General features: G+C 65.0%; 19 protein-coding genes and 1 pseudogene. 15 read left to right on the top strand and 5 right to left on the bottom strand.

All coding sequences use genetic code 11. The features are described from left to right. Window positions 1–88 precede the first annotated feature (88 nt). Window positions 89–1279, top strand: a complete 1191-nt coding sequence (locus tag FDW84_RS17975) for a trans-sulfuration enzyme family protein (RefSeq protein WP_138610853.1) — start codon at window positions 89–91, stop codon at window positions 1277–1279. Between the two features lie 9 nt (window positions 1280–1288). Beyond that, window positions 1289–1642: a DUF2516 family protein gene (locus tag FDW84_RS17970; protein WP_138610852.1), complete on the top strand. Its 354-nt coding sequence runs from the start codon at window positions 1289–1291 to the stop codon at window positions 1640–1642. Window position 1643: 1 nt separating this feature from the next. Here the strand turns inward: FDW84_RS17970 and FDW84_RS17965 are convergent, their stop codons facing one another. Next, entirely contained in the window at window positions 1644–2492 is an 849-nt protein-coding gene (locus FDW84_RS17965) for a class I SAM-dependent methyltransferase (RefSeq protein ID WP_171046833.1), read from the bottom strand. 89 nt (window positions 2493–2581) lie between these two features. Between FDW84_RS17965 and FDW84_RS17960 the strand changes: the two genes are divergently transcribed. Beyond that, complete coding sequence (locus FDW84_RS17960; RefSeq protein ID WP_138610850.1) at window positions 2582–3328, top strand: phosphoglyceromutase; 747 nt, start codon at window positions 2582–2584, stop codon at window positions 3326–3328. A gap of 71 nt (window positions 3329–3399) precedes the next feature. On the opposite strand, the gene phoU is transcribed toward FDW84_RS17960, so the two are convergent. Beyond that, window positions 3400–4062: a phosphate signaling complex protein PhoU gene (gene phoU, locus FDW84_RS17955; RefSeq protein WP_138132662.1), complete on the bottom strand. Its 663-nt coding sequence runs from the start codon at window positions 4060–4062 to the stop codon at window positions 3400–3402. 204 nt (window positions 4063–4266) lie between these two features. On the opposite strand from phoU, the gene FDW84_RS17950 reads away from it, so the two are divergent. Continuing rightward, window positions 4267–5511, top strand: a complete 1245-nt coding sequence (locus FDW84_RS17950) for a sensor histidine kinase (protein ID WP_138610878.1) — start codon at window positions 4267–4269, stop codon at window positions 5509–5511. Further along, window positions 5508–6188 carry a response regulator transcription factor gene (locus FDW84_RS17945; protein ID WP_138132660.1) on the top strand — a complete coding sequence of 227 codons (681 nt, stop codon included), beginning with the start codon at window positions 5508–5510 and terminating at the stop codon, window positions 6186–6188. Before FDW84_RS17950 ends, FDW84_RS17945 begins: the two co-directional genes overlap by 4 nt. Before the next feature lie 92 nt (window positions 6189–6280). Here FDW84_RS17945 and FDW84_RS17940 read toward each other — a convergent pair whose 3' ends face one another. Continuing rightward, window positions 6281–6835, bottom strand: a complete 555-nt coding sequence (locus FDW84_RS17940; protein WP_171046832.1) for a hypothetical protein — start codon at window positions 6833–6835, stop codon at window positions 6281–6283. A gap of 257 nt (window positions 6836–7092) precedes the next feature. Between FDW84_RS17940 and FDW84_RS17935 the strand changes: the two genes are divergently transcribed. The 7 genes and pseudogenes from FDW84_RS17935 to FDW84_RS17905 all read left to right on the top strand — a co-directional run bounded on the left by FDW84_RS17935 (window position 7093) and on the right by FDW84_RS17905 (window position 14162). After that, the gene (locus FDW84_RS17935) at window positions 7093–7575 is read left to right on the top strand and encodes a CarD family transcriptional regulator (protein WP_009357288.1); all 483 of its coding nucleotides are present in this window, start codon (window positions 7093–7095) and stop codon (window positions 7573–7575) included. 122 nt (window positions 7576–7697) lie between these two features. Then, a complete protein-coding gene (gene ispD / locus FDW84_RS17930) occupies window positions 7698–8480 on the top strand; it encodes a 2-C-methyl-D-erythritol 4-phosphate cytidylyltransferase (protein ID WP_138610848.1) in 783 nt (260 codons plus the stop codon). A gap of 2 nt (window positions 8481–8482) precedes the next feature. Then, the gene (gene ispF / locus FDW84_RS17925) at window positions 8483–8998 is read left to right on the top strand and encodes a 2-C-methyl-D-erythritol 2,4-cyclodiphosphate synthase (protein ID WP_138610847.1); all 516 of its coding nucleotides are present in this window, start codon (window positions 8483–8485) and stop codon (window positions 8996–8998) included. 26 nt (window positions 8999–9024) lie between these two features. Next, window positions 9025–10491: a cysteine--tRNA ligase gene (gene cysS / locus FDW84_RS17920; RefSeq protein ID WP_138610846.1), complete on the top strand. Its 1467-nt coding sequence runs from the start codon at window positions 9025–9027 to the stop codon at window positions 10489–10491. 104 nt (window positions 10492–10595) lie between these two features. Continuing rightward, window positions 10596–11585: a 23S rRNA (guanosine(2251)-2'-O)-methyltransferase RlmB gene (gene rlmB / locus FDW84_RS17915; protein ID WP_138610845.1), complete on the top strand. Its 990-nt coding sequence runs from the start codon at window positions 10596–10598 to the stop codon at window positions 11583–11585. 94 nt (window positions 11586–11679) lie between these two features. Continuing rightward, the gene (gene glgX, locus FDW84_RS17910) at window positions 11680–13791 is read left to right on the top strand and encodes a glycogen debranching protein GlgX (RefSeq protein ID WP_138610844.1); all 2112 of its coding nucleotides are present in this window, start codon (window positions 11680–11682) and stop codon (window positions 13789–13791) included. Between the two features lie 54 nt (window positions 13792–13845). Next, a pseudogene (locus tag FDW84_RS17905) lies at window positions 13846–14162 on the top strand (barstar family protein). A 45-nt stretch (window positions 14163–14207) separates the two neighbouring features. Here FDW84_RS17905 and FDW84_RS17900 read toward each other — a convergent pair. After that, complete coding sequence (locus tag FDW84_RS17900; RefSeq protein WP_138610843.1) at window positions 14208–15995, bottom strand: thiamine pyrophosphate-requiring protein; 1788 nt, start codon at window positions 15993–15995, stop codon at window positions 14208–14210. Between the two features lie 41 nt (window positions 15996–16036). After that, window positions 16037–18658 carry an alpha-glucan family phosphorylase gene (gene glgP, locus FDW84_RS17895; protein WP_205754762.1) on the bottom strand — a complete coding sequence of 874 codons (2622 nt, stop codon included), beginning with the start codon at window positions 18656–18658 and terminating at the stop codon, window positions 16037–16039. Between the two features lie 192 nt (window positions 18659–18850). Between glgP and FDW84_RS17890 the strand changes: the two genes are divergently transcribed. Genes FDW84_RS17890 through FDW84_RS17880 form a run of 3 tightly spaced genes read left to right on the top strand, consistent with a single transcriptional unit; the run spans window position 18851 to window position 26392 of the window. Continuing rightward, window positions 18851–20893 carry an alpha-1,4-glucan--maltose-1-phosphate maltosyltransferase gene (locus FDW84_RS17890; protein WP_138610841.1) on the top strand — a complete coding sequence of 681 codons (2043 nt, stop codon included), beginning with the start codon at window positions 18851–18853 and terminating at the stop codon, window positions 20891–20893. Continuing rightward, window positions 20890–22686 (top strand): maltose alpha-D-glucosyltransferase, encoded by a 1797-nt coding sequence (gene treS, locus FDW84_RS17885; RefSeq protein ID WP_138610840.1) that lies wholly within the window; start codon window positions 20890–20892, stop codon window positions 22684–22686. The genes FDW84_RS17890 and treS overlap by 4 nt, the downstream gene beginning before the upstream one ends. Window position 22687: 1 nt before the next feature. After that, window positions 22688–26392, top strand: coding sequence for a 1,4-alpha-glucan branching enzyme (locus tag FDW84_RS17880; RefSeq protein WP_138610839.1), 3705 nt, complete (start codon window positions 22688–22690; stop codon window positions 26390–26392). Window positions 26393–26658: the final 266 nt, after the last annotated feature.

Raw genomic sequence — 26658 nt, 5'->3', positions numbered from 1 at the left:
CGCCAATCGCAGAGCGGGGACAGCCCGATGTGGACAGCATGGGTAACGGTTTTCGAGGGTCATCCGGGCGAACAGTAGGCTTTCCTGCATGAGTCTTTCGGAACAGCAGGCGGCAGCCCTGTCAGCAGAAACGGTGGTGGTTGCGGCGGGGCGTCCCCCGCGGGAGAGGGACCAGCCGGTCAATCCGCCCGTCGTTCTCTCCTCCACTTACTTCGGGACGGGCTCCCTCAATACTGGCGACCGTGGCTACGGACGGTACTCCAATCCCACCTGGGATCCCTTCGAAGAGGCACTCGGACAGCTGGAAGGCGCCGAACTTCCCGGCCTCCTCTACGCCTCCGGCCTCGCAGCAGTGAGCTCCGCCCTGTCCCTGATCCCCGCCGGGGGAGTGCTGGTGATGCCAACGCACAGCTATTCGGGCACGCTGGTGATGGCCTCCGAACTGGCGCAGAAGGGATTCGTCGAACTGCGCACCGTGGACATCGCCGACACGGATGCCGTCAAGGCCGCGTTGGCGCCGAGTGGCCCTGACGCCCGGGCTGCCTCCATGCTGTGGCTTGAAAGCCCCACCAATCCGATGCTCGGCATTGCCGACGTCCAGGCCTTGACCATAGCGGCGCATGCCGTCGGTGCCATCGTCGTCACCGACAACACCTTCTCCACACCACTGGTGCAGCAGCCCCTGGCCCTGGGGTCCGACGTCGTCCTGCACTCGGTGACGAAGTACCTGGCCGGCCATTCCGACGTCGTCCTGGGCGCCCTGGTGACGTCCAACGCGGATATCCGCTCGGCCCTGCTGCACAACCGGACCATCCACGGCGGGATAGCCGGGCCGTTCGAAGCATGGCTTGCGCTGCGCGGACTGCGGACCCTGGCACTGCGGATAGAGCGCTCCCAGGCCTCTGCCCTGGTGCTGGCGGAGCGGCTGGGCAGCCACCCCAGGATCGAGTCCATCCGGTTCCCGGGCCTGCCTGCGGATCCTGGCCATGAGCGGGCAAAGGTCCAGATGAAGGGCTTCGGCTCGATCATCTGCGTCCAGGTGGCACCCGTGGCGGGGCTAAGCGGCGCTGACGCGGCTGACAGGCTGGTCCGCGCCCTTGACCTGTGGCTGCCTGCAACGTCACTGGGCGGGGTTGAGTCCCTCATTGAACGCCGACGGCGGCACGCCGCTGAACCAGCCAGTGTCCCCGAGAATTTGGTCCGCCTGAGCGTCGGCGTGGAAAACGTGGAGGACCTTTGGTCCGATTTGGAGCAGGCGCTGGACACGCTGGGCGGATAGGCTGGGCTTGTGGACAGCGAAATGATAATCCGGCCTGTAGAGCAGGCAGTGTTCTTTACCCTTGCCCTGGTTGCGCTGGGCCTTGAACTCTGGGCACTGGTGGACTGCGCGCGGCACCGGGCCAATGCGTATGAGGCAACCGGCAAAAGGACCAAGGGCTTTTGGCTGGCGCTGACCGGCGGCGCCGCCCTTGTCGGTGTTTTTTCGTTTCTCGGCGGCGGAGGCGGCTTCTTCAGTACGCTCGGCCTGTTCGGGCTCGCGGCCGTCGTGGCCGCTTCCGTGTACCTGGCCGACGTGCGTCCCGCAGTCAAGGATGCCGGCCGCGGCGGCAGCCGCAACACAGGACCTTACGGCCCCTGGTGACTTAGTGCGGCTGTGGGGCCACAGAGTCCCAGTCCACGGTGAGCTCGCCAAGCCGCCAACGTGAAGGGCCGTCCTGCACCGGCCAGCCGGCATCCCGGAGGCTGCGGCACATACCCTGCCAACGCTGCCTGTTGCCGAAGGACGCCAGCGGGGCGCACTCAAGCCATGCCCGGTCCATCGCCTGCATGAGTGCGTGCACCCGTTCGCCCGGGACATTCCGGTGGATCAGCGCCTTGGGCAGTCTTTCGGCAACGTCCGACGGCAATTGGAAACTGCCGAACCGCACCGAGATGCTGAGCGAGAGCGGCCGGTCGGCGTCCAGTGCCACCCACGTGACCCGCCGCCCAACCTCGTCGCAGGTGCCGTCGACGAACAGGCCGTTGGGAGGCAACCGGTCCTGCACCAGCCGCCAGATCCCGGCCACGTCCGCTTCCTCGTACTGCCGGAGAACGTTGAAAGCGCGCACCAGGACAGGCTGCCCGGGCACGGGAAGTTCGAACCCGCCCACGCGGAAGCTGAGCCCGGCGCGCTGCAGGGGAAGAGCCGCACGGACCCGTTCCGGCTCAATTTCCACCCCGTAGACCTTCACTTCGGGGCGGACGGCGGAGAGCCGTTCGTAGAGCTCGACGGCGGTGGCGGGCGAGGCGCCGTAGCCAAGGTCCACCACTAAAGGGTCCGCAGCATCACGGAGGCGCCAGGCCTGCGGTCCTGCCAGCCAGCGGTCCACCCGCCGCATCCGGTTGGGGTTGGTGGTGCCGCGGGTGATGTTGCCAACCGGCCTGCCCTGCTTCCCGGGGAGGCTCCTGCCGCTAATCTGCGGGGACGCCACCCGTTCAGCCTTCTGCACCACCGCCCAACCTTATCCTTTCGATTCACCCCCGGCTGACGCGGCTTGTAACGCTGGGCGGGCGGCTCGGGCGCTCGGCTAGGATGAAATTCATGACTTACAAGCTGATTTTGCTGCGCCATGGCCACAGCGAATGGAACGCCAAGAACCTGTTCACCGGCTGGGTGGACGTTGACCTCAACGACCAGGGCCGCCAGGAAGCAGCGCGGGGCGGAGAGCTCCTGGTTGAGAACGATATTCTCCCGGACATCCTCTACACCTCCCTGCTGAAGCGGGCCATCAACACGGCGAACATCGCCCTGGACAAGGCCGACCGTGGCTGGATCCCGGTGAAGCGCGACTGGCGCCTGAACGAACGCCACTACGGCGCACTGCAGGGCAAGGACAAGGCCCAGACCCTCGCCGAATACGGTGAAGAGCAGTTCATGGAGTGGCGCCGTTCCTACGACACTCCGCCGCCGCCGCTGGATGACGACTCCGAGTTCTCACAGGCGCACGACCCCCGCTACGCAGACCTCGGGGACGCCCTGCCGCGCACCGAGTGCCTCAAGGATGTGCTGGTCCGGCTGCTGCCGTACTGGGAGTCGGACATTAAGGAAGACCTCAAGGCCGGCAAGACCGTCCTGGTGACGGCCCACGGCAACTCGCTGCGCGCACTGGTCAAGCACCTGGATGGCATCAGTGACGAAGCCATCGCCGGCCTCAACATCCCCACCGGCATTCCGCTGGTGTACGAGCTGGACGGGAACTTCGAGCCGATCAAGCCCGGCGGCACCTACCTCGATCCGGAAGCTGCCGAACAAGCCATCCTGGCCGTTGCCAACCAGGGCAAAAAGTAGGACGAACTCCGGAAACAACGACGGCGGGCTGGTCACCCCAGGTGACCAGCCCGCCGTCGTACTCCAGGGAACTAGCTGTGCTCGGTTCCGGTGGGCTGCCAGGCGCCGGTCACCAGGTACGTGACCTTCTGGGCCACTGAAACGCCGTGGTCCGCAAAGCGTTCGAAGTAGCGGCTTGCCAGTGCGACGTCCACCGTGGTGGCCGGCGATTCCGACCACTCAGGTGCCGCAATCGCCTTGAAAACGCTGAGGTGCAGATCGTTGATGGCCGTGTTGGCCTTCAGGATGTCCCTGGCCAGTTCAAGGTCGCGGGTTTCGAGCAGGACCGTCAGTTTGTGGGCGATCTCCTTGTCCAGCTCCGCCATGCGCTTGAACGTCCCGGTCATGGCTTCCGGAATAACCGTGGCCGGGAACCGCAAGCGGGCGAGCTGGGCGATGTGCCGGGCAAGGTCGCCCATCCGCTCAAGGGAAGCGCTCATCCGCAGCGATCCCACAATCATCCGCAGGTCGCTGGCCACCGGGCCCTGGAGCGCCAGGATATCAATGGCCCTCTCATCAAGGCTGTTCTGCAGGAAGTCGATGCGGGCGTCCGCAGCGATGACGTCCTGCGCGAGGTCTACGTCCGCCACTTCGAAGGACGTTGTGGCCTTGTCCATCGCTTCGCTGACCAGCCGGGAAATCTCCACCAGCTGTTCACCGACCTGGGTCAGCTCTTCCTGAAAAACCTTACGCACGTAGGCGTCCTTTCCTTGTAACTCCCGCCCCGCCTGTCAGGCAGCAGGAATCGCGTTGCCGTTCGGCACTCCAACTGGCCACTTTGCCAGTACCGGGTAAACGGTGAGGCCCTTGCAGGTGAACGTTAGTTGAACCGTGCGGCGAGGAGGCCCGGACGCGCCGATTGGCCTTACACAAGAGCATAAGGTGGTGCTGTGGATCCTATGCTCATCGGCCTGGTGGCCGGCCTCATCGGCCTGGCGCTCGGCACGTTCGGCGTGCTGGCGTTCCGGGTCAGCGAGAAACAGCGCCAACTGCTGGACGTGGACGCCGAGGAACTGGCACTGCCGGCCGGCGCCGCGGAGGTGCTGGCCGTCGTCGGACGTGCCTTTGTGGTGGTGGACGCGGTGGACGGTGTGGTCCGCGCAAGCCCTGCCGCCTATGCCTATGGCCTGGTTCGCGGCCATACCGTGGTTCACAAAGAGCTGCTGGACATGACCGCCGGCGTCCGGCGCGACGGGGTGGTCCTGGAGAAGCAGCTGGAGCTGCCGCGCGGCCCGCTGGGCCAGGGAACCATCATCGTGCAGGTTCGGGCCGCAATGCTGGGTGAGGAATACATCCTGCTGCTCGCGGATGACCGGACCGAGATCACCAGGACGGAAGAGATCCGGAACGATTTTGTGGCTAACGTTTCCCACGAGCTGAAGACGCCGGTCGGGGCCATTTCGCTCCTCGCGGAGGCCATCGAGTCCTCCGCCGATGACGAACTGGCGGTCCGCCGTTTCGCCAAGCGCATGCACAAGGAGTCCGGCCGCCTCGCCGCGCTGGTACAGGACATTATTGAGCTCTCCCGGCTTCAGGGCGCCAGTGTGGCGCAGCAGGGCGGGCCCGTTGACGTCAACGCAGTCATCGCCGAGGCCGTGGACCGCTCCCAGCTGCCGGCCGAGAGCAAGAACATCCGGATGGTGGTGGGCGGCCGCACTGAGGCGAAGGTCTTCGGCGACCAGGACCTGCTGGTGACGGCGCTGCGGAACCTGATAGACAATGCCATCCGGTATTCGCCGGAGAACACCCGGGTGGGAATCGGCGTCCGCAGCAGGGACGGCCTGGTTTCCATCTCCGTGACGGACCAGGGTGAGGGACTCAGCCCTGAGGAGCAGGAACGCGTCTTTGAGCGTTTCTACAGGGTGGATGCAGCGCGTTCCCGCCACACCGGCGGCACAGGCCTTGGACTAAGCATCGTCAAACATGTTGCCTCAAACCACGGCGGCGAGGTCACCCTCTGGTCCCAGCCCGGCCAGGGCTCGACCTTCACCCTCCGCCTTCCCGAGATGGAAGGCCAGGACGGCGAGGAGGAGCAGTCCATTGCCGCCCCGGCCGCCGGAATCTTTCGGCAGGGGGCCAACAAGCCCGCAGTCACCCAAGTACCCCGCGCCGCCGGCGCAACAGAACGAGGAGCGAACGCTTGAGCAGGATCCTGATTGTTGAGGATGAGGAATCATTCAGCGATCCCTTGTCCTACTTGCTGGGCAAGGAAGGTTTTGAGGTCGAAGTCGTGGACAACGGCCTGGACGCCATCACGGAATTCGACCGGAACGGGGCGGACCTGGTGCTGCTGGACCTGCAGCTTCCGGGGCAGTCCGGCACCGAGGTGTGCCGCCAACTCCGCCAGCGGTCGAGTGTCCCCGTGATCATGCTGACGGCCAAGGACGCTGAAATTGACAAGGTGGTAGGGCTGGAACTTGGTGCAGACGACTACGTCACCAAGCCCTATTCCTCACGCGAGCTGGTGGCCCGGGTCCGGGCAGTGCTGCGGCGCCAGGGCGAACCGGAGGAGCTCGTTTCCTCCACCGTCCAGGCGGGACCGGTCCGGATGGACATCGAGCGGCACGTTGTCAGCGTGGGAGGCGAGCAGGTGCTTCTGCCGCTGAAGGAGTTCGAGCTTCTCGAAATGCTCCTGCGGAACTCCGGAAGGGTCTTGACCAGGGGACAACTCATTGACAGGGTCTGGGGTTCGGATTACGTAGGCGACACCAAGACGCTCGATGTCCACGTGAAGCGGCTCCGCGGCAAGATTGAGCCGGATCCCTCTGCCCCGCGGTTCCTGGTGACTGTTCGGGGGCTGGGTTACAAGTTCGAGCCGTAGGCCCGCCGGCGCCGGCGGGAGCCGGGCACAAGGCATACAAAAGGGAGGAGCCAACCGGCCCCTCCCTTTTGTATGCCTTGCTTGTGCCCGGACTAGTGGTTCGAGCCGCCCAGTTCGGAAGCAGTCGGCGACGGCGTGGGAGACGGCGACTGCGTGCTGCCGGCCGGCAGGTACTCCTGGTACTCAGGCAGGGTGGTGTCCAGCACAGGAACTTTGACGGTGTTGCTCATGTTGGTCGCGTCTTCGGTGATCTTGATGTCCACCAGGGAACCCGGGATGCCGCCGGTGGTGCTCAGGATCGCTTCATCGCTGGTGTCATTCAGCAGGGTTTGTGAGCCGGCCTTGACCGGCACTTCCGTCTGCGACCCTTCAGCGCCGTTGAGGGTCAGCGTGACATCCTCGGAGGACGAGTTGTACACCGCACCGATGACGCGGCCGGGCTGGTCCTCACCGGCGGAGACGATCAGCAGGTTGCGCACCTCGAGCGGACCGATGTCGGTGTTGATTCCGTCCGACTGCTGGTACTGCGCAGTTGTCTGCTGGGCATTCGTGTAGCCGCAGCCCGACGCCAGCAGTCCGACGCCAAGGGCGGCAGCCGTCAGTGCCAGTTTGCCGCGCTGGGCCCGGTTGGTCGCAGTGAAACGCACGTCACGTACTCCTCGAGAGTCTTGAAACATTAGCCACGCATAGCCTATCCGCAAAGCAGGCCAAACAAGGATTCGGGGCCGTCACATCGCCCTTCCTTGAACGGCGGCGCATGCACTATTATCTGCGTTCGTCAAGGGGTTGAGGGGGTTGGATTAGGCCCATTTTCCGCGTATTTCTGCGGTTCCCGGCCCTTTCCCGGGCCGGTCATATGCCTGCAACGTGATAAACTGGTCAGCGGGAAAGGGGAAATGTCCACATGGTATTTGAGGTCGGCGAGACAGTAGTTTACCCTCACCACGGTGCTGCGAAGATTGAAGAAATCAAGATGCGCACCATCAAGGGCGAAGAGAAGATGTATCTCAAGCTCAAGGTGGCTCAGGGTGATCTGACCATTGAAGTTCCAGCAGAAAACGTTGACCTCGTTGGGGTTAGGGATGTCGTGGGCAAGGATGGCCTGGAGCACGTGTTTGATGTGCTTCGTGCCGAGTTCACGGAAGAACCTACCAACTGGTCGCGCAGGTACAAGGCAAATCTGGAGAAGCTTGCTTCCGGTGACGTCATCAAGGTTGCAGAGGTCGTCCGCGACCTGTGGCGCCGCGATCACGACCGGGGCCTTTCCGCAGGCGAGAAGCGAATGCTGGCCAAGGCCCGGCAGATTCTGATTTCAGAACTGGCGCTAGCCGAAAAGACCGACGAGGAGAAGGCTGCAAGCGTTCTCGACGAGGTCCTGGCTTCCTAAGAATTGAACCCCGGTGGCATCCAAGTGCCGCCGGGGTTTCTTTTTGCCCAGCTTGCTGCCCTGGAACATTCGTCCGGAAGTGTTCAGGTCCTGGATCGCGCAGGGGACGTAGGCTAGTCCGCATGAGCGAAACACCCACGCGCCTGGTCACCGCCGTGATCCTGGTAGCAGCAGGTTCAGGACAGCGGCTGGGCTATGGCATGCCCAAGGCAGCCGTGCCGTTGGGCGGCGAACCCATTCTGATGCATGCCCTGCGCGGCATTGTCGCCTCCGGCGCCGGCAGCCAGGTATGCATTGCACTGCCCCCCGGACATGACGCCCTCCGGCAACTCTGTGAGGATTTCCGGCAGGAACTGGCCGACGGCGGCCCCCTCCTCTCGATTGTCGACGGCGGCTCCACCCGGGCTGATTCCGTCCGCGCTGGCCTGGCAGCACTGATGGACGGCATAGAGGCCGTCATGGTGCACGACGCCGCCCGCGCCCTGACGCCGGAGTCCGTCTTCCACCGCGTGGGGGACGCGCTGGCGGCCGGGGCTGCCGCGGTGATTCCCGCAGTGGCGGTGGTGGATACTGTCAAGACTGTGGCCCGCACTACCGGAAGCGACACCGGGCTGGCGCCGGAGGTAGTCACCGGAACAGCGCCCCGTGAGGAACTCCGGGCAGTCCAGACGCCCCAGGGTTTCCACCTGCGTACCCTGCTCAAGGCCCACGAGGCTGCCCGGGGCCTGGACAGCAAGGAGTCCGAAGCTGTCACCGACGACGCAATGCTCGTGGAGAGGCTCGGAACCCCGGTCCACGTGGTCCGCGGCTCCACGCAGTCCTTGAAGATCACCACACCGCTGGACCTGATCCTGGCCGAAGGGCTGCTCGAAGGCCCGCTGGGCGCACGATGGGTGGAGGGTTAGGCATGGAACCGGCAGACATGATCATCCCGCGTACCGGCATCGGCCTGGACGTCCACGCCTACGCTGCTGAGGACCAGCCGCGTCCGCTGTGGCTCGGGGGCCTGCTCTGGCCCGGCGAACGGGGCCTGGCCGGGCATTCCGACGGCGACCCCGTCGCCCACGCGGCCGCCGACGCGCTGTTTTCCGCCGCCGGCATCGGCGACCTGGGCACCCACTTCGGCACCGACAGGCCGGAATTCGCCGGCGCTTCCGGCGTGACCCTTCTCGCCGAAGCTGCGCGCATCGTCCGGGCAGCAGGATTTGAGATTGCCAACGTCGCGGTGCAGTTCGTCGCCAACCGGCCCAAGTTTGGCCCCCGGCGGGAGGAATCCCAGCAGGTCCTCAGCGACGCCGCGGACGCGCCGGTGAGCGTCACGGCCACCACCAGCGACCACCTGGGATTCACGGGCCGCGGCGAGGGTATCTCCGCGGTGGCCACGGCCCTGGTGTATCCGAGGCCGCACCTTCCCATCGGCTGATCCGGCCCATCAGCTAATCTGGAGCGGTGACCCTGCGCTTCTATGACACTGCCTCCGCCGAAGTCCGGAACTTCGTGCCCCTCGTCGAGGGCAAGGCCAGCCTCTACTACTGCGGGGCAACCGTGCAGGGCATGCCCCACGTGGGCCACATCCGCTCGGCCATCGCCTTCGACCAGCTCACCCGCTGGCTGACCTACCGCGGACTCAGAGTGACGGTGGTCCGGAACGTCACCGACATCGATGACAAGATCCTGGCCAAGTCCGAGGCATCCTTCGCCCCTGGGTTCCAGCCTGAACCGGGGGAAGTGCGGGAAGAGGAGTGGTGGGCCCTGGCCTACCGCTACGAACGGGAATTCCTCATGGCCTACGACATGCTGGGCGTCTCCCGTCCCACCTATGAACCCCGCGCCACAGGCCATATCCCTGAGATGCACGCCCTCATTCAGCAGCTGATGGACCGGGGCCACGCCTACCCGGCGCTGGACGGTTCCGGTGACGTGTACTTTGACGTGCGCTCGTGGAGCAAGTACGGCGCACTGACGCGCCAAAATATCGACGACATGCAGGCTGCCCCGGACGCCGATCCCCGCGGGAAGAAGGATCCCCGCGACTTTGCCTTGTGGAAGGGATCCAAAGAGGGAGAGCCGACGACGGCAAGCTGGGCTTCTCCGTGGGGCGCCGGCCGGCCGGGCTGGCACCTGGAATGCTCAGCAATGGTCACGAAATACCTCGGCACGGAGTTTGATATCCACGGCGGGGGCCTGGACCTGCGGTTCCCGCACCATGAGAACGAGATGGCCCAGTCGCAGGCTGCGGGGCACCCGTTCGCCAACTTTTGGATGCACAACGGGATGGTGACGTACGAGGGCGAAAAGATGTCGAAGTCCGTCGGCAACACCATCAGCCCTGCCGAGATGCTGGAACTCGCGTCGCCCCGCGTGGTCCGCTACTACCTCGGGCAGGCCCATTACCGCTCTGTCCTGGACTACCGTCCAACGTCCCTCCAGGAGGCCGCGGCCGCCGTCGAACGCATTGACGGGTTCCTGGCCAAAGCCGCGGCCCGCTTCGGCAGGGCCCAGGGCTCCGTGGCTGGCGCACCCGGGCCCATGAAAGAGGCCCCGCAGGGGTTCGCCGACGCGATGGATGACGACCTTAACATCCCACGTGCCCTTGCGGCACTGCACGAAACCGTTAGAGCGGGCAATACCGCGCTTGCCGATGGGGACGATGATGCAGCCCGCCAGGCGATGGACTCCGTGGCGGCCATGACCGAAGTCCTCGGGCTCAATGCTGTCCAGCAGCCGGCCGAGGCAGCTGGGAAGGAGCACGCCGCCCTTGCCGCCCTGGTTGAAGCCCAGCTCGCCGCCCGCGCCGCCGCCCGGGCCGAGAAGAACTGGGCTGCGTCCGATGCGATCCGCGACACCCTCACAGCTGCCGGTGTCCTGGTCGAGGACGGTCCGGACGGAGCCGCCTGGAGCCTGAAGCGGGACTGACCCGCAGCGTTCCCCGGCAGGCCATCCACTCCGGGGTCGGCGATTTTTCCTGGTTCAGTAGACTGGTATGCAGACTCAGTCATCACAATCAAGGGTGGAACACAATGGCCAACAATGGTCGCCGATCGGTTAAAGCGAAGAAGGGCCCAACCATCGGAACCGGTGGCCACGGCCGCAAGGCCCTGGAAGGCAAAGGGCCAACGCCCAAGGCCGAGGACCGCCCGTACCACAAGGCGCACAAGGCCAAGCAGCTTGCCGAACGCTCTGCCGCCAAGCGCAACCCGGGCGCCCGCAGCGCCGGGGCGTCCAAGTCCGGCCCCAAGGGACGCGCCACCGAGGAAGTGGTCACTGGCCGCAACTCGGTGGTGGAGGCCCTCCGCGCAGGCATCCCGGCCAAGGCGCTGCATGTGGCCATCCGGATCGAAATGGACGACCGGGTCAAGGAATCCCTGAAGATTGCGGCCGAACGCGGCATCCCGCTGCTGGAAACCGGCAAGCCCGAGCTGGACAGGATGACCGAGGATGCGGTCCATCAGGGCCTGGTGCTCCAAATCCCGCCGTACGACTACCAGGACGCGTACGAACTGGCAGAAGAAACAGTGGACAAGTGGAAGAAGGGCCACATCGGCAACGCGCCCCTGTTTGTGGCCCTTGACGGCATCACGGACCCCCGGAACCTCGGTGCTATCATCCGCTCCGTCTCCGCCTTCAGCGGCCACGGCGTCATTGTTCCCGAGCGCCGCTCGGTGGGGGTGACCGCATCCGCCTGGAAGACGAGCGCCGGTGCTGCGGTCCGCGTCCCCGTGGCACGCGCCTCGAACCTCAACAATGCCCTGAAGCAGTTCAAGAACATGGGGATTTTCGTCCTCGGCCTTGACGGCGACGGCGACGTCTCCCTGCCGGACCTGTCTCTCGCGACCGAACCCGTATGCATTGTGGTGGGTTCGGAAGGAAAGGGCCTCAGCCGGCTGGTCCGCGAGAATTGCGACCAGATCGTGTCCATCCCCATCGACTCAGCCATGGAGTCCCTTAACGCCTCCATGGCGGTGGGCATCTCGCTGTACGAAATCTCCAGGCAGCGCGCAGCAAGATAAGCGCGGACCCTCCCCGTAACCGGGGCTGTGGATTCCGGCCGTCATGTTCCCTGCCCGTCCGGGCCAAGGGAGCGCTGCGGCTACTATTTAGGTGATGGTCATGCCGCTCTTCGACACCGCTTCCACCAATGACGCCTCAACGGCCGTTCCACTCGGTGTCAGTGTTCCGCGCGCAGATTCAGGAGGGACGGGCCACCGGCCAGGCGGCCGTGCCAACGTCGCCTGTTTCGCCCCCGCCGTGCCCAGCCTGGAGATCGTGTACAAAGCCCCGGGCCGGGAATGGCGGATCCAAAAGCTGCCGAACGTTAGCCAGGGCGTTCACCACGGCATCGTCGAGGATCTTCCGTATGGATCCAGGTACGGTTTCCGGGCCGCCTCCAGCGAGCAGTCCCTGCCGTTTGCCGCGCCCACCAGCAACGGGCAGGACGACGGCAGGCAGCCACTTCTCCTCGATCCTTACGGCCGGGGCGTGGAGGAGCGCGACGGGCTCCTGACCAGTGTCCGCACGGCCAGCGAGTTTGACTGGGGAACGGATGAGCGGCTTCAGGTCCCCTGGCGCAACACCATCAATTATGAGGCCCACGTCCGCGGCCAGAGCATGCTCCACCCGGATGTTCCCGAGGAACTCCGGGGTACCTACGCCGGGATGGCCCACCCCGCCATCATTGAACACCTCACCAGCCTGGGCGTCACCTCGGTCCAGCTGCTGCCAGTGCACTTCCACGTGGATGAACCCCACCTGCTGGACCTCGGACTGACCAACTACTGGGGATACAACACAGCGGCATTCTTCGCCCCGCACCCTGGCTATGCCACCAAGGGCGCCCAGCAGGCGGGCCCCCAAGCGGTCCAGGACGAGTTCAAGCGGATGGTCAAGCTGTTCCACGCTGCCGGGCTGGAAGTCATCCTTGACGTCGTCTACAACCACACGGCTGAAGGCGGTCCTGACGGACGGACCCTCAGTTTCCGCGGACTGGGGGAGCAGACCTACTACCGCACGGACGGGCACGGAAAGTATGTGGACACAACGGGCTGCGGCAACAGCCTCAACTTCAGTGAACCGCGCGTGGTCCAGATGGTCCTGGACTCCCTCCGGTACTGGGTGGACGAGTTCCACATCGACGGCTTCCGCTTTGACCTCGCGGTAACGCTCTGCCGCAACGCGGCGAACGAGTTCGACCCCCGGCACCAGTTCCTGGTGGCCATTGCTGCCGACCCTGTCCTTTCAGACGTGAAGCTGATTGCGGAGCCATGGGACGTGGGTTACGGGGGCTGGCAGACCGGACGCTTCCCGGCGGGCTGGGTGGACTGGAACGACCACTTCCGCGATGCCCTCCGCTCCTTCTGGCTTGCTGACCGTGCGGCCATGGACGCCGGCGGTCATGGCGGATCGACGGCGAAGCTTGCCGACGCCCTGTCCGGGTCCGCCGCCCTGTTCCAGGCGTCCGGCCGTTCCCGGCTGGCATCCGTGAACTACATAGCGGCGCATGACGGCTTCACGCTCAACGACCTCGTCTCCTTTGACCGTAAACACAACGAGGACAACGGCGAGCAGAACAGGGACGGGCACGGGGACAACCGCAGCTACAACCACGGAGTCGAGGGTCCCACGGAGAGCGGGGGCATCCTGGCAAAGCGCGCCCAGTCCCGCCGCAACATGATGGCCTCGCTGCTCATATCCTTGGGCGTCCCCATGATTACGGCCGGGGATGAACTGGCGCGGACGCAGCACGGCAACAACAACGCCTACTGCCAGGACAACGCCATCGCCTGGATTGACTGGACCCGTACCCCGGAATCCCACGAGATGCTGCGCAGCACCAAGCGCTACATCCGCCTGCGCAAAGAATTCCTCGCCGCGCAGCCCCACGACTTTCCGGTCCGGGACGAGCAGTCCTACCTTTATTGGTTTGACCAGGACGGCTACCCCATGACCATGGAACGCTGGAACGATCCGCAGCAGCGGGTGGTACAGCTCCTGTTGGGGTCGGACAACGGCGCACTGGCCGGCCTGGTGGTGGTGAACGGCGGCGCCTCGGACGTGCAGATCACGCTGCCGCGGGTGACCGCCGAGGGCACCGCCCACCGGCTGTTCGAACTCCGGCTGACCACCTCACCGCTGCATGAGCAGAGGCAGGGCGGACAGGTGGCGTCGGGGGAGAAGGACCTCGCCGAAGCCTATTCCATCAGTATTTACCGCACCTAGACGTACCTCATCCGAACATCGAATATTCAGTAACGGAAGGCAGCTAAGCGAGGCATGAAGATTTACTCCGGCGAGACCTGTTCCTGGAGGAACTCCAGGAACAGGTGGCCGACGCCGGCCGCCGCAGCCTGCTGGTTCCTCCGGCCGACAGCAAGCGCGCCGTCCTGGAAGCCTTTGGCGAAGTCCTCATTTTTCCCGAACACTACGGCGTGGACCTTGATGCCCTGCATGATGCGCTGCATGACTTCGCGGACACCATCGCCGACGACGGCAACACACCGCTCACTGTCCTATGGCAGGTGTCTGCCCCTTTTCGCAGCGACTGGTCCTTCGGGGTCATCTGCGAAATCCTCCAGGACGCGGAACGCTAGGCCGGCAAGGACCTGGCCGTCACCGCCGTCCTGCTGTAACAGGACCTACCCGCGGGGACGTTCCTCGTGCCCGAGGTAAGTGTCCAGCAACGCCGACGCCCGGCTGCCGTCGCTCTCCGCTGCCAGGCCCTTGCGCATGCTTTCCGCCTTTTCCCGCCCGGCCGGGAACGGTGGCAAAAGGGGAATTTCGGGGTCGGTCAGCACCTCGATCACCACCGGCCGGCCGGCCGCCAGGGCCCGTTCCCAAGCGTCCCCGATGAGCTCCGGATCCTCCACCCGGATACCGGTAAGGCCCAGCAGGTCTGCGTAACCCGCGAAAGGAAAATCGGGGAGCTCCTGGCTGGCCGCAAACCGTGGTTCGCCCTCGGACTCCCGCTGCTCCCACGTCACCTCGGTCAGCTCCCGGTTGTTGAACACGCATACTATGAACCGGGGGTCAGCCCATTGCCGCCAACGGTGGGCAACGGTCACCAGTTCGGCGGTGCCGGCCATCTGCATGGCGCCGTCGCCGGCAAGGGCCACCACGGGACGGTCCGGGTGCGCGAGTTTGGCGGCAATGCCGTAGGGGAGGGAGCACCCCATGCTCGCCAACGTTCCGGAGAGATGGGCAGGGACACCGGGCGGCAGCACGAGTTGCCGCGCGTACCAGTAAACGCAGCTGCCAACGTCGATACTTACCAGTGCATCCTCCGGCAGCCGGCCGTTCAGTTCCCGGACCACGCGCTCCGGATTGACGGGTTGGGCGGGCACTGCTGCGCGGTCCGCGGCGAGAATGCGCCAGCGGCTGACCTCCTGCTCCACATCCGCCTGCCAGGGGCCCCGCGTGCGCGGCTCCAACCTTTTGCCCAAGGCCTCAAGCGCAGACGCGGCGTCACCGGCCAGTCCAACCTCCACCGGGTAACGGTTGCCGATCTTCCGTTCATCGATGTCGATCTGGACGGCACGGGCAGCACCTGGCGGCGGATAGAACTCGGTCCAGGGATCATTGGAACCGACAATCAGCAACGCATCGCAGTGGCCCAGCAGGTGGGCGCTGGCCGTGGTCCCTAAATGCCCCATGGTGCCCACCGAGAACGGCAGGGTCTCGTCCACGTACGGTTTGCCCAGCAGGCTGGTGGCAATTCCAGCGCCGAGCTTTTCCGCTACGGCCACCACCTCCTTGGCTGCGTGCCGCGCTCCCTGGCCCACCAACAGCGCCACTCTCTCCGCGGAGTTCAGCAGGGCAGCGGCGGCGTCCAGGTCCTCGTCCCGGGGCGTTGCGGCTGCTGTGCTCCAGGACGGCGCCGTGACCACAATGCCGTGCTCCTGCGGCAGCTCCGGGGCCGGCGCCGACTGGATATCGTGCGGAACGATGACAACGCAGGGCGAGGAAGTGGCCTTGGCAGTCCGGAAAGCCCGGTCCAGGACCATCGGGACCTGCTCGGGTGCGCTGATCTGCTGGACGAACTGCGCGGCGACGTCCTTGAACAGCGAGTTGAGGTCGATCTCCTGCATGTAGGCGGAACCCAGCACTGTGCGGCTTTGCTGCCCGACGATCGCCACTACCGGCACCCCGTCCAGCTTGGCGTCGTAGAGCCCGTTCAGAAGGTGGACGGCGCCGGGCCCCTGGGTGGAGGTGACCACTCCCACCCCGCCGGTGAACTTGGCATGTCCCACGGCCATGAAGGCTGCAGTTTCCTCATGCCTGGCCTGGACGAATTCAACCCGCCCTTCAGCCCGGCGCAGCGCCCCCATGAACCCGTTGATCCCGTCCCCGCTGTACCCGAAGACCCGGTTGACACCCCACGTGGTGAGGCGATCCACGATTACATCGGCCACGGTGCGATCAGTCATGCGTCCTCCTGCAGTGGGTGGGGCTGGTTCAAGCTGCCGCGTCAGGCGTTGACTATGAGTCCCAGCTCAGCCTTGGAGGCCAGGGCGTCATGCCGCGGCAGGACCCGGACGGTGTAGCCAAAGGGTCCCGAGCGGTCGATGACCAGGGAACCGCTGAACATGTGGCGCCCGCTGCCCAGGTCCTCCTGCACTTTGAGTTCCATCACGGTGATGTCCGTCAGCGTGTCGCTCTCCTCCGCCCTGCCGTAGGCAACTTCGACAGACACATCCTGCGGCGTGAGGCTGTGCAGCGCCACGTACGCGTTGACCTGGAGGGTGTCGCCGATCTGCGGGTCCTCGGAGACGCCCACGGAGTCAACGTGCTCCACGTGGATCTGCGGCCAGGCTGAACGGACCTTTGCCGTCCAAGCGGCCAGGCTGCGCGCCTGGGAGTAGGAATTCGCGGAGGCGCTGCGGCCGGCTTCCGCTGCAGGGCGGTAGAGGACGTTCACGTAGTCACGCAGCATGCGCTCTGCCGAAACGGCGGGGCCGAGGTGCGCGAGAGTGTGCTTGATCATGGAGACCCAGTGCGTGGGCACTTTCTCGGTCCCCGACGCCGTCGAAGGACCTGCAGCACCTGCGCCCGCCGATACCGTGCTGCCGTAGAAGCGCGGAGCCACCTGCGTTTCGAGCAGTTCGTACAGCGCGGCGGCCTCGATATCGTCCCGTTCCTCGGCCGAGGCGCCGTTGTTGGCCGTCGGGATTGCCCAGCCGTTCTCGCCGTCGTACATCTCATCCCACCAGCCGTCCAGGACTGAAAGGTTCAGCGAGCCGTTCAGCGCTGCCTTCATGCCAGAGGTGCCGCACGCCTCCAGTGGCCGCAGCGGGTTGTTCAGCCACACGTCGCAGCCGGGGAACAGGGTCCGGGCCATGGCGATGTCATAGTTCGGCAGGAACGCAATGCGGTGCCGTACCTCGGGATCGTCGGTGAAGCGGACCAGGTCCTGGATCATCTTCTTGCCGGCGTCGTCCGCGGGGTGCGACTTGCCCGCAATGACCAGCTGGATGGGGTGTTCCTTGTGCAGGAGGAGTGCCTTCAGCCGCTCCGGCTCCCGAAGCATCAGGGTGAGGCGTTTGTAGGTGGGAACGCGGCGGGCGAAACCGATGGTCAGCACGTCCGGGTCCAGCACCTTTTCCGTCCAGGCCAGCTCGGCGTCCGCGGCGCCACGCTTCTTCCACGCGGCGCGGAGCCTGCGGCGGACGTCCTCCACCAGCGCCGCGCGCATCTCACGTCGCAGCGACCAGACGTCGGCGTCGCTGACGTTGTAGGCCAAGTCCCAGCGGCCGTTTGCCTCGGCCTCGCTGCCGAATTGATCGCGCGCCAGCTTGGAAATGCGGCTGTCCACCCAGGTGGGTACGTGCACACCGTTGGTCACCGAGGTGATGGGCACCTCGGAGTGGTCGAAGCCGGGCCACAGCGCCGAAAACATGCCGCGGGACACCTCCCCGTGGAGCTTCGCGACCCCGTTGGCCCGCTGGGCCAGGCGCAGGCCCATGATGGCCATGTTGAATACGGACGGGTTTCCGTCGGCGTAATTTTCACGGCCAAGCTCCAGGATCCGGTCCGTGGGGACGTCCGGCGCCAGCCCGGCCTGGAAAAAGTGGTGGATCTGCGAGATTTCGAACCTGTCAATGCCTGCAGGAACCGGAGTGTGCGTCGTGAACACGGTGGAGGCCCGGCCCGCAGCGAGGGCTTCATCGAATGTCAGCGCCTGCTCCCCGGACATCAGCTCCTGGATGCGTTCAATGCCAAGGAAGCCGGCGTGGCCTTCATTGGTGTGGAACACCTCCGGAGCCGTGGTGCCGGTGAGCTGCTGGAAGGCGCGCAGGGCCTTAACTCCGCCCATGCCCAGCAGCAGTTCCTGCTGCAGCCGGTGGTCCCCGCCGCCGCCATACAGGCGGTCCGTAATGCTGCGGGCGGCGTCGTCGTTGCCCGGAACGTTGGAGTCCAGGAGCAGCAGGGGAACGCGTCCGACGTCGGCACGCCAGATGTGTGCCAGTAGGCGCCTGCCGTTAGGCAGGGGAAGGGCGATCTGCAGGGGACGGCCGATGCCGTCCGCGGAGGGCTCTCGAAGCAGGGTGAGCGGCAGGCCGTCCGGGTCCAGGACCGGGTATGTCTCCTGCTGCCAGGCGTCCCGGGACAACGATTGTTTGAAGTAGCCCGCTTGGTACAGCAGGCCGACGCCGATCAGCGGCACGCCCAGGTCCGAGGCAGCTTTGAGGTGGTCCCCGGCCAGGATCCCCAGGCCGCCCGAGTACTGGGGCAGCACCTCGGTGATGCCGAACTCGGGGGAGAAGTAGGCAATTGAGGCCGGCGCGTCAGGGCCCAGGCCCTGGTACCAGCGCGGCTCCTCGAGGTAGCGGTCAAGGTCATCCTCAGCGGCCCTCACCCGCTCCACCACGGACCGGTTAGCAGCAAGCTGCTGGAGCTCTTCGCGGCTCACCATTCCCAGGAAACCGATGGGATCCTGGCCGCTTTCCTCCCACAGGCGGGGGTTCAGTCCGGCAAAAAGCTCCCGCGTGGGGCGGTGCCAGGACCAGCGCAGGTTGCTGGCCAATCGGGCGAGCGGCCGGATCGGTTCGGGGAGGACAGTACGGACGGTAAATCTGCGGATTGCCTTCACCTGCGTCACACTAACCGACAACCTGCGCAGCGGGAACCAGCTTTCGGTTTCTTTTGGATAAATGACAGTTGGCACAAAGGAAATGACGGGAGGCGCGATGAAAATAGTGCGCAGGCTTAGCATTCCCGGTCATTTCTCGCTAACGTCGAGCTTGTGACGACTAACTCAGGAACCAGTGCCGCATCAATGCAAATGACGAAGGGCCCCATCACCGAAGGCCTGCGGTTCGGACGTTTTCCGATCACCGCCGTGCAGCCCGTGGTGGAGGGTGGGAAGTTCCCGGCCAAGGCCCTGCCCGGCGAGGGAATCGTGGTGGGGGCCACCGCTTTCCGCGAGGGGCATGACCAGCTCGGCGTCAGCGCCGTGCTCTTCGATCCGGAAGGGAACGAGCGCCAGCGGATCCGGCTCGCGCCGCCCCGTGGGGAACGCGGCATGGGAACGGACCGCTGGGAAGGCGTGCTCACGCCGTCGGATATCGGCAACTGGTCCTTTGCGATTGAAGCCTGGCACGACCGGTACGGAACCTGGCACCACAACGCCGAGGTCAAGGTTGCTGCCGAAATTGACGTGGAACTCATGCTGGCGGAAGGCGCCGCACTGCTCGGCGAAGCCTCGGATGACCCCTCCCGCAGCGAAGCGGACCGGGAGATCCTCCGCAGTGCGGCAAGCCGGCTGGGTAATTTGTCGCTGGGCACCGAGGAGCGGCTGGGCGCCGGCTTCAGCCATGAAGTAGCGGACGTCGTGGCCCGCCAGCCCATCCGTGAACTGGTCACTGTTTCAGAGCGGTACCCCCTGCTGGTTGAGCGGGACCGCGCCGGCCGGGGTTCCTGGTACGAGTTCTTTCCCCGCTCCGAAGGGGCCGTTAAGGACCATGCCACGGGCGCCTGGACCTCCGGAAACTTCCGCACCGCAGCGAAACGGCTCGATGCCGTAGCCGCCATGGGTTTCGACGTTCTCTACATGCCGCCCATCCACCCCATTGGCGTGCAGCACCGCAAGGGTCCTAACAACACGCTCATCGCAGGCCCCAACGACCCCGGATCGCCATGGGCGATCGGCGCTGCTGAAGGCGGCCATGACGCCATTCATCCGGATCTCGGCACCTTCGAGGACTTTGACGCCTTCGTTGCGCGGGCGAACGAACTGGGCCTGGAGGTCGCACTGGACCTGGCGCTCCAGGCGGCACCGGACCACCCCTGGGTGACCTCCCATCCTGAATGGTTCACCACCCGCGTGGACGGCAGCATCGCTTACGCGGAGAACCCGCCGAAGAAGTACCAGGACATTTATCCGCTGAATTTCGATAATGATCCTGAAGGGCTGTCAAATGAAATTTTGCGCATTGTGCTGCTGTGGGTCAGCCATGGGGTAAAGATTTTCCGCGTGGACAACCCGCATACCAAGCCGGTGTGGTTCTGGGAATGGCTTATCGCGCAGGTGAATAAGGAGGTTCCTGGCGTGGTGTTCCTGGCTGAGGCATTCACCCGGCCTGCCATGATGCATGCACTCGGGCGGGCGGGCTTCCAGCAGTCCTACACCTACTTCACCTGGCGCAACACCAAGAAGGAGATCGAGGACTACTTCACGGAAGTCAGCCACGAGTCGTCAGCGTTCTTCCGCCCGAACTTCTTCGTCAACACCCCGGACATCCTCACCGAATACCTGCAGTTCGGCGGTCCCGCGGCCTTCAAGATCAGGGCGGTCCTGGCGGCCTCGGCCAGTCCTTTATGGGGCGTCTACGCCGGCTACGAACTGTATGAGCACGTGGCCCGTCCCGGCGCCGAAGAATACATCGACAACGAAAAGTTCGAGTACAAACAGCGCGACTGGGATGCCGCTGCCCAGTCGGGGCGGACCCTGGCTCCCTACATCACCAGGCTCAACGAGATCCGGCGCGCCCACCCGGCCCTGCAGGACCTGCAGAACCTGACGGTCCACCACAGCACGGACGACGCCACGGTGGTGTATTCCAAGCACAAGAACCTTGCCGACGGGTCCAAGGACACCATCATTGTGGTGGTCAACGTTGATCCGCACGGAACCAGGGAATGCACAGTTTCACTTGATATGGCGGCACTGGAACTGGACCCGGAGGATCTGACCCACAACGGAGGCTTCCACGTGGACGACCTCATCTCAGGAGAAAGCTGGGAGTGGGGCGAGTACAACTACGTCCGCCTCGACCCGCATGTCGAGCCCGCCCACGTCCTGAGGGTGAGGAGAGCGCATCAGTGAATTTCAATCCGCAAAGTTCCGGCCAGCATTTCACCCCAAAGAGCACGTTCGAACTGAATGCCCCGGGCCTGCAGCATGATCCGCTGTGGTACCGGAAGGCCGTGTTCTATGAAGTACTTGTAAGAGCTTTCGCGGATGCGAACGGTGACGGTTCCGGAGATTTCTCCGGCCTCATCGGCAGGCTTGACTACCTGCAGTGGCTGGGCGTGGACTGTCTCTGGCTGCCGCCGTTCTTCCAGTCGCCGCTGCGCGACGGCGGGTACGACATCTCGGACTACAATTCGGTGCTGGATGAGTTCGGAACCATCAGCGACTTTAAGCGTCTGGTTGCCGAAGCCCACGCCAGGGGTGTCCGGGTGATCATTGACCTGCCGCTGAACCACACCTCGGACCAGCATCCCTGGTTCCAGGAATCCCGCAAGGATCCGGACGGCCCGTTCGGGGACTTCTACGTCTGGAGCGACACCGACGAGAAGTACCAGGACGCCCGGATCATTTTCGTGGACACCGAGGAATCCAACTGGACCTTCGACCCCATCCGCCGCCAGTTTTTCTGGCACCGGTTCTTCAGCCACCAGCCGGACCTGAACTTCGAGAACCCCAAGGTCATCGAGGCCGTTTTCGACGTAGTGCGCTTTTGGCTGGACCAGGGAATCGACGGCTTCCGCGCGGATGCCATTCCCTACCTGTACGAGGAGGAAGGCACCAACTGCGAAAACCTTCCTGCCACCCACGAGTTCCTCCGGAAGCTCCGCACCATGGTGGACGAAAGCTACCCGGGACGGGTAATCATCGCCGAAGCCAACCAGCCGCCAAACGAAGTGGTGGAATACTTCGGCACGGAGGAGGAGCCCGAGTGCCACATGGCGTTCCACTTCCCCATCATGCCGCGCCTTTACTACGCTCTCCGGGACCAGAAAGCCGCCCCGATCATCGAGACCATGCAGGACACTCCGGATATTCCTGAGGGTGCACAGTGGGGGACATTTCTGCGCAACCATGACGAACTGACCCTGGAAATGGTCACCGCGGACGAACGGGCCGCGATGCTGGGCTGGTATGCGCCGGACCCGCGGATGCGCGCGAACATCGGCATCAGGCGTCGGCTGGCGCCCCTGCTGGACAATTCCCGCGCCGAGATCGAACTGATCAACGCGCTGCTGCTCTCGCTGCCCGGCAGCCCGTTCCTGTACTACGGGGACGAAATCGGCATGGGAGACAACATCTGGCTTGAAGACCGGGACGCCGTCCGCACTCCCATGCAGTGGAATCCGGACCGGAACGCGGGGTTTTCCAGCGCGGATCCGGGCAAGCTTTACCTGCCTCCCATCCAGTCCCTCGTCTACAACTACGGCATGGCCAACGTGGAGGCAGAGTCCGCCCACTCAGGGTCGCTGCTGCGGTGGACGCGGCAGATCCTGAGCGTCCGGAAGAACCACCCGGCGTTCGGCCTGGGCAGGTTCCAGCACGTGCAGGCGGACCACGAGGCCGTCCTCGCCTACCTCCGTGAGTTGCCGGACGGCAATTCGGCCGGGGTGGACGGCGAGAGCATCCTGTGCGCCTTCAACCTCTCGCAGCATCCCGTCGCGGCCCAGTTGCAGGTTCCGCAGTTTGCCGGCCGCGGGCTGCGGGACGTCTTCGGCGGCCAGCCATTTCCCGGCATCAGCGAGGACGGCACCCTTACGCTGACCCTTGGGAGCCACGACTTTTTCTGGCTGCGGATCCGATCCGCGGCATCCAACCCCTCGTCGCCCTACACCCAGGCGATGCCGATCCTGTCGATTGAGAACTGACATGAACCAGCCAATCCTCACCCCCGCCCTCACTGACCTCCTCCGGCAATGGCTCCCACAGCAGCGCTGGTTCCCGGTCAAGACGCCCGAATTCGATATGTCCCAGGTCGGCAGCCTGGGGCTGGAGGACCCCTCCGGCCACGCCGGACTGGCGGTGTTCGTGCTGAGTGTCACCACCCAAACGTCCGACGGCGGCCAGCGGACTGCCGTGGTCCAGGTCCCCTTGAGCTTCCGGCAGGCCCCGGCAGCAGGCATGGAGCGGGCCTTGGTAGGCCAGGCGGCCGGTATGGACCCGTCCAGGCCCTGGGTGTACGACGCCGTCCACGACCCCGACTTTGTGGGCAGCTGGCTGAAGCTGATCCGGCAGGAAGAAAAAGCGCCCAGCGGTACCGCCAGCGGATTCCGTGTTCAGGGAAACCAGCGGATTCCGACGACCCGCGGGGTTGTGAAGGTGCTGTCCGGAGAGCAGTCCAACAGTTCAGTCATCGTGGACGACGGCGATTCCGCGGCCATCGTGAAATTTTTCCGGGTGCTCTCCGAAGGGACGAACCCGGAAGTTGAGGTGGGTGCCGCCCTGACGGCTGCAGGCACCTCGGAAGTACCAGCCACCCTTGGCTGGGTCCGGGGGGAGTGGCTGGCCCAGGGCGGCTCCGGCGCGGGTGCTGCGGCAACCGGAAACGGCTCGCGCTATGTCCAGGGTGAGCTCGCAGTGGCGCACGAATTCCTGGCAGGAGGCCGGGATGCGTGGCGACTGGCGGTAGATGCGGCCCGGTCAGGCAGCGACTTCACCGCAGAAGCCCGTGCCCTGGGTGCGGCGACGGCCACCGTGCACCGACGGCTGGCAGAAGCACTGGGGGAGTCGGCCGAACCCCAACCGGGCCACGTGATTGCTCCTGCAGTAGCCCAGCGCGTCCGCCAGGCTTGGGCCGAAGCGGGCAACGCCGTCGGGCCCTATGACGATGGCCTCAACGCCCTACTGGACCGGCTTGACAACGCTCCCGCCGGCCCCCTGCAGCGTATCCACGGCGACCTCCACCTGGGCCAGATACTCCAGGTTCCGGACCAGGGCGGAAACCCCGCCCGGTGGACCATCCTCGACTTCGAAGGCGAACCGATGCGTCCCGTCGCCGAACGGAACGTTCCGGACGTTCCCCTGCGCGACGTCGTCGGCATGCTGAGGTCCTTTGACTACGCCGCCGGGGCAGCCCAGCGCGAACAGGAAGGTGCGCAGGTCACCGCCACCTGGGTTGATGACTGTGCGGAGGCGTTCCTCGCGGGGTATGCCAGTGTCACTCCCGGCACTGTGGACAGGGAGTCACCCCTCTTTGTGGCATTGTGGCTGGATAAGGCACTGTACGAAGTTGTTTATGAAATGCGTAACAGGCCCGACTGGCTGGCGATCCCCGTGAACGCCTGCAGGCGGCTCCTTAGCGGTAACGGCACCGGCGATCCCGCCGGTGCAGCATCGGAAGGTAATGAAATGACAGGCTCAGCACGAACTGACCGCCCGGGGATTCCCCTGCATGTGGACAACGGGACCCTGGGCAGAATAGCGAACGGTGAACATCACGCGCCCCACTCTGTCCTGGGCGCGCACCTGGACGACTACGGCCACGTCACCATCCGTACGGTCAAGCACCTCGCCGAAGCTGTCTCCGTCATCACCGCCGAGGGTGAAATCCCCATGGAGCACGAGGCACACGGTGTCTGGGTGGCTGTTGTTGAGCCACTGCAGCAGGGCCACGTTCCGGACTACCGCCTGTCCGTCACGTATCCGGGCGCCGAGCCGGTAACAGTGGACGATCCCTACCGCTACCTGCCCACCCTGGGCGAAGTTGACCTGCATCTGATCGGTGAAGGACGGCACGAAAAGCTCTGGGAAGTGCTCGGCGCCCATGTCCAGCACTACAAGTCCTCACTGGGTGACGTGGACGGCGTTTCCTTCGCCGTCTGGGCCCCCAATGCACAGGCCGTCCGGGTCAAAGGCGACTTCAATGCCTGGGACGGGCGTGAAAACTCCCTCCGCTCACTCGGCTCGTCCGGGGTATGGGAAATCTTCGTCCCCGGTGTTGCCGCCGGTGCCTGCTACAAGTTCGAGCTGAGGACGAAGGCCGGCCACTGGGTGGAGAAGGCAGACCCGCTGGCCTTCGGCACCGAAGTTCCTCCACTGACCGCGTCCAAGGTGGTGGAGCCCTCGTACGCCTTCAAGGACGATGAGTGGATGCAGGCCCGCGCACAGCGGGACCCGCACAACTCGGCCATGAGCGTGTACGAGGTGCACCTCGGTTCCTGGCGCCTGGGCCTGGGCTACCGGGAACTGGCCAAGGAACTGGTGGAATACGTCAAGTGGATGGGATTCACGCACGTTGAGTTCATGCCCGTGGCGGAGCACCCGTTCGGCGGTTCCTGGGGCTACCAGGTCACCTCCTACTTTGCGCCCACCTCCCGTTTCGGCCACCCGGACGAATTCCGGTACCTGGTGGACGCCCTTCACCAGGCCGGCATCGGCGTTCTGCTGGACTGGGTGCCGGCCCACTTCCCCAAGGACGCGTGGGCGCTGGCCCAGTTTGACGGCGAACCCCTGTACGAGCACGCCGATCCCAACCTGGGCGAACACCCGGACTGGGGCACGCTGATCTTCGACTTCGGGCGCACCGAAGTCCGGAACTTCCTCGTGGCCAACGCCCTGTACTGGCTGGACGAGTTCCACATTGACGGGCTGCGCGTGGACGCCGTGGCCTCCATGCTCTACCTGGACTACTCCAGGCAGGACGGACAATGGCAGCCCAACCGCTTCGGCGGCCGGGAAAACCTGGAAGCGATCTCCTTCCTGCAGGAAGTCAACGCCACGGTGTACAAGACACACCCCGGTGCCGTCATGATTGCAGAAGAGTCGACGGCGTTCCCCGGCGTGACTGCCCCCACCAGCCATGGCGGGCTGGGTTTCGGGCTGAAATGGAACATGGGCTGGATGCACGACTCGCTCAAGTACGTCTCCGAGGATCCGTTCAACCGCAAGTGGCACCACGGCACGGTCACGTTCTCCCTGGTTTACGCCTTCACGGAGAACTTCCTCCTGCCCATCAGCCACGATGAAGTAGTCCACGGCAAGGGCTCCATGCTCCGCAAGATGCCGGGCGACCGCTGGCAGCAGCTCGCGAATCTCCGCGCCTTCCTGGCCTACCAGTGGGCGCACCCCGGCAAGCAGCTGATCTTCATGGGCACCGAGTTCGGGCAGGAAGCGGAATGGTCCGAACAGCACGGACTGGACTGGTGGCTCGCGGACATCCCGGCCCACCAAGGGGTGCAGCTGTTGACGAAGGACCTCAACGAGCTTTACGCATCCACCCCTGCGCTCTACACCAGGGACAACGAGCCCGGCGGCTTCCAGTGGATCAACGGCGGTGACGCAGACCGGAACGTGCTGTCCTTCATTCGGTGGGACAACGAAAACAACCCACTCGTGTGCGCCATCAACTTCTCCGGGGCGCCCCACGTTGGTTACACCCTGGGCGTGCCCGAGGCCGGCGCCTGGACCGAGGTCCTGAACACCGACGCCACTACATACGGCGGATCCGGTGTCCTGAATGCGGGTGAGCTGAAGGCAACAGCCAAGGCGCAGGACGGTCAGCCGGCAACGCTGAGCGTCACCCTTCCTCCGCTGGGTGCCGCCTACTTCAAGCCGGGGGCGCCTGCCGCCGGGTAGCTCGAAGCTCCAGGCGTAAGAGCCCGGAATCCACGCGATTCCGGGCTTTTTCGCTGCCTTTGCCGCCTGTGGGGGAGAGGCCCTCGGAGGTCGGGTGGCGATCCCGGAAAAGTGGTGGTAGAGTTTATTTCCGCGCTGCTCCACGGAGTCAGACGGAAAAACCGACCCTCAAGCCTCACGGTGATGAGAGTCGCGGACTCCGGTTTGACAATCTAAGGGCCAGCGGGTAAGTTTGAAAAGTTGCTCCGGAGCGATCCTGAATGTTG

This window comes from Pseudarthrobacter sp. NamE5, from assembly GCF_005796225.1.
Lineage (GTDB): Bacteria > Actinomycetota > Actinomycetes > Actinomycetales > Micrococcaceae > Arthrobacter.
The sequence above is the reverse complement of the archived record's forward strand: the minus strand, read 5'-3'. Positions and strand labels throughout refer to the sequence as shown.

What these genes read in the sequence shown, in the direction of transcription:
- FDW84_RS17975 (WP_138610853.1), top strand. Translation starts at nt 89, where the DNA reads ATGAGTCTTTCGGAACAGCAGGCGGCAGCCCTGTCAGCAGAAACGGTG.
- FDW84_RS17960 (WP_138610850.1), top strand. Translation starts at nt 2,582, where the DNA reads ATGACTTACAAGCTGATTTTGCTGCGCCATGGCCACAGCGAATGGAAC.
- FDW84_RS17950 (WP_138610878.1), top strand. Translation starts at nt 4,267, where the DNA reads ATGCTCATCGGCCTGGTGGCCGGCCTCATCGGCCTGGCGCTCGGCACG.
- FDW84_RS17935 (WP_009357288.1), top strand. Translation starts at nt 7,093, where the DNA reads ATGGTATTTGAGGTCGGCGAGACAGTAGTTTACCCTCACCACGGTGCT.
- ispD (WP_138610848.1), top strand. Translation starts at nt 7,698, where the DNA reads ATGAGCGAAACACCCACGCGCCTGGTCACCGCCGTGATCCTGGTAGCA.
- ispF (WP_138610847.1), top strand. Translation starts at nt 8,483, where the DNA reads ATGGAACCGGCAGACATGATCATCCCGCGTACCGGCATCGGCCTGGAC.
- rlmB (WP_138610845.1), top strand. Translation starts at nt 10,596, where the DNA reads ATGGCCAACAATGGTCGCCGATCGGTTAAAGCGAAGAAGGGCCCAACC.
- glgX (WP_138610844.1), top strand. Translation starts at nt 11,680, where the DNA reads ATGGTCATGCCGCTCTTCGACACCGCTTCCACCAATGACGCCTCAACG.
- FDW84_RS17900 (WP_138610843.1), bottom strand. Translation starts at nt 15,995, where the DNA reads ATGACTGATCGCACCGTGGCCGATGTAATCGTGGATCGCCTCACCACG.
- FDW84_RS17890 (WP_138610841.1), top strand. Translation starts at nt 18,851, where the DNA reads ATGACGAAGGGCCCCATCACCGAAGGCCTGCGGTTCGGACGTTTTCCG.
- FDW84_RS17880 (WP_138610839.1), top strand. Translation starts at nt 22,688, where the DNA reads ATGAACCAGCCAATCCTCACCCCCGCCCTCACTGACCTCCTCCGGCAA.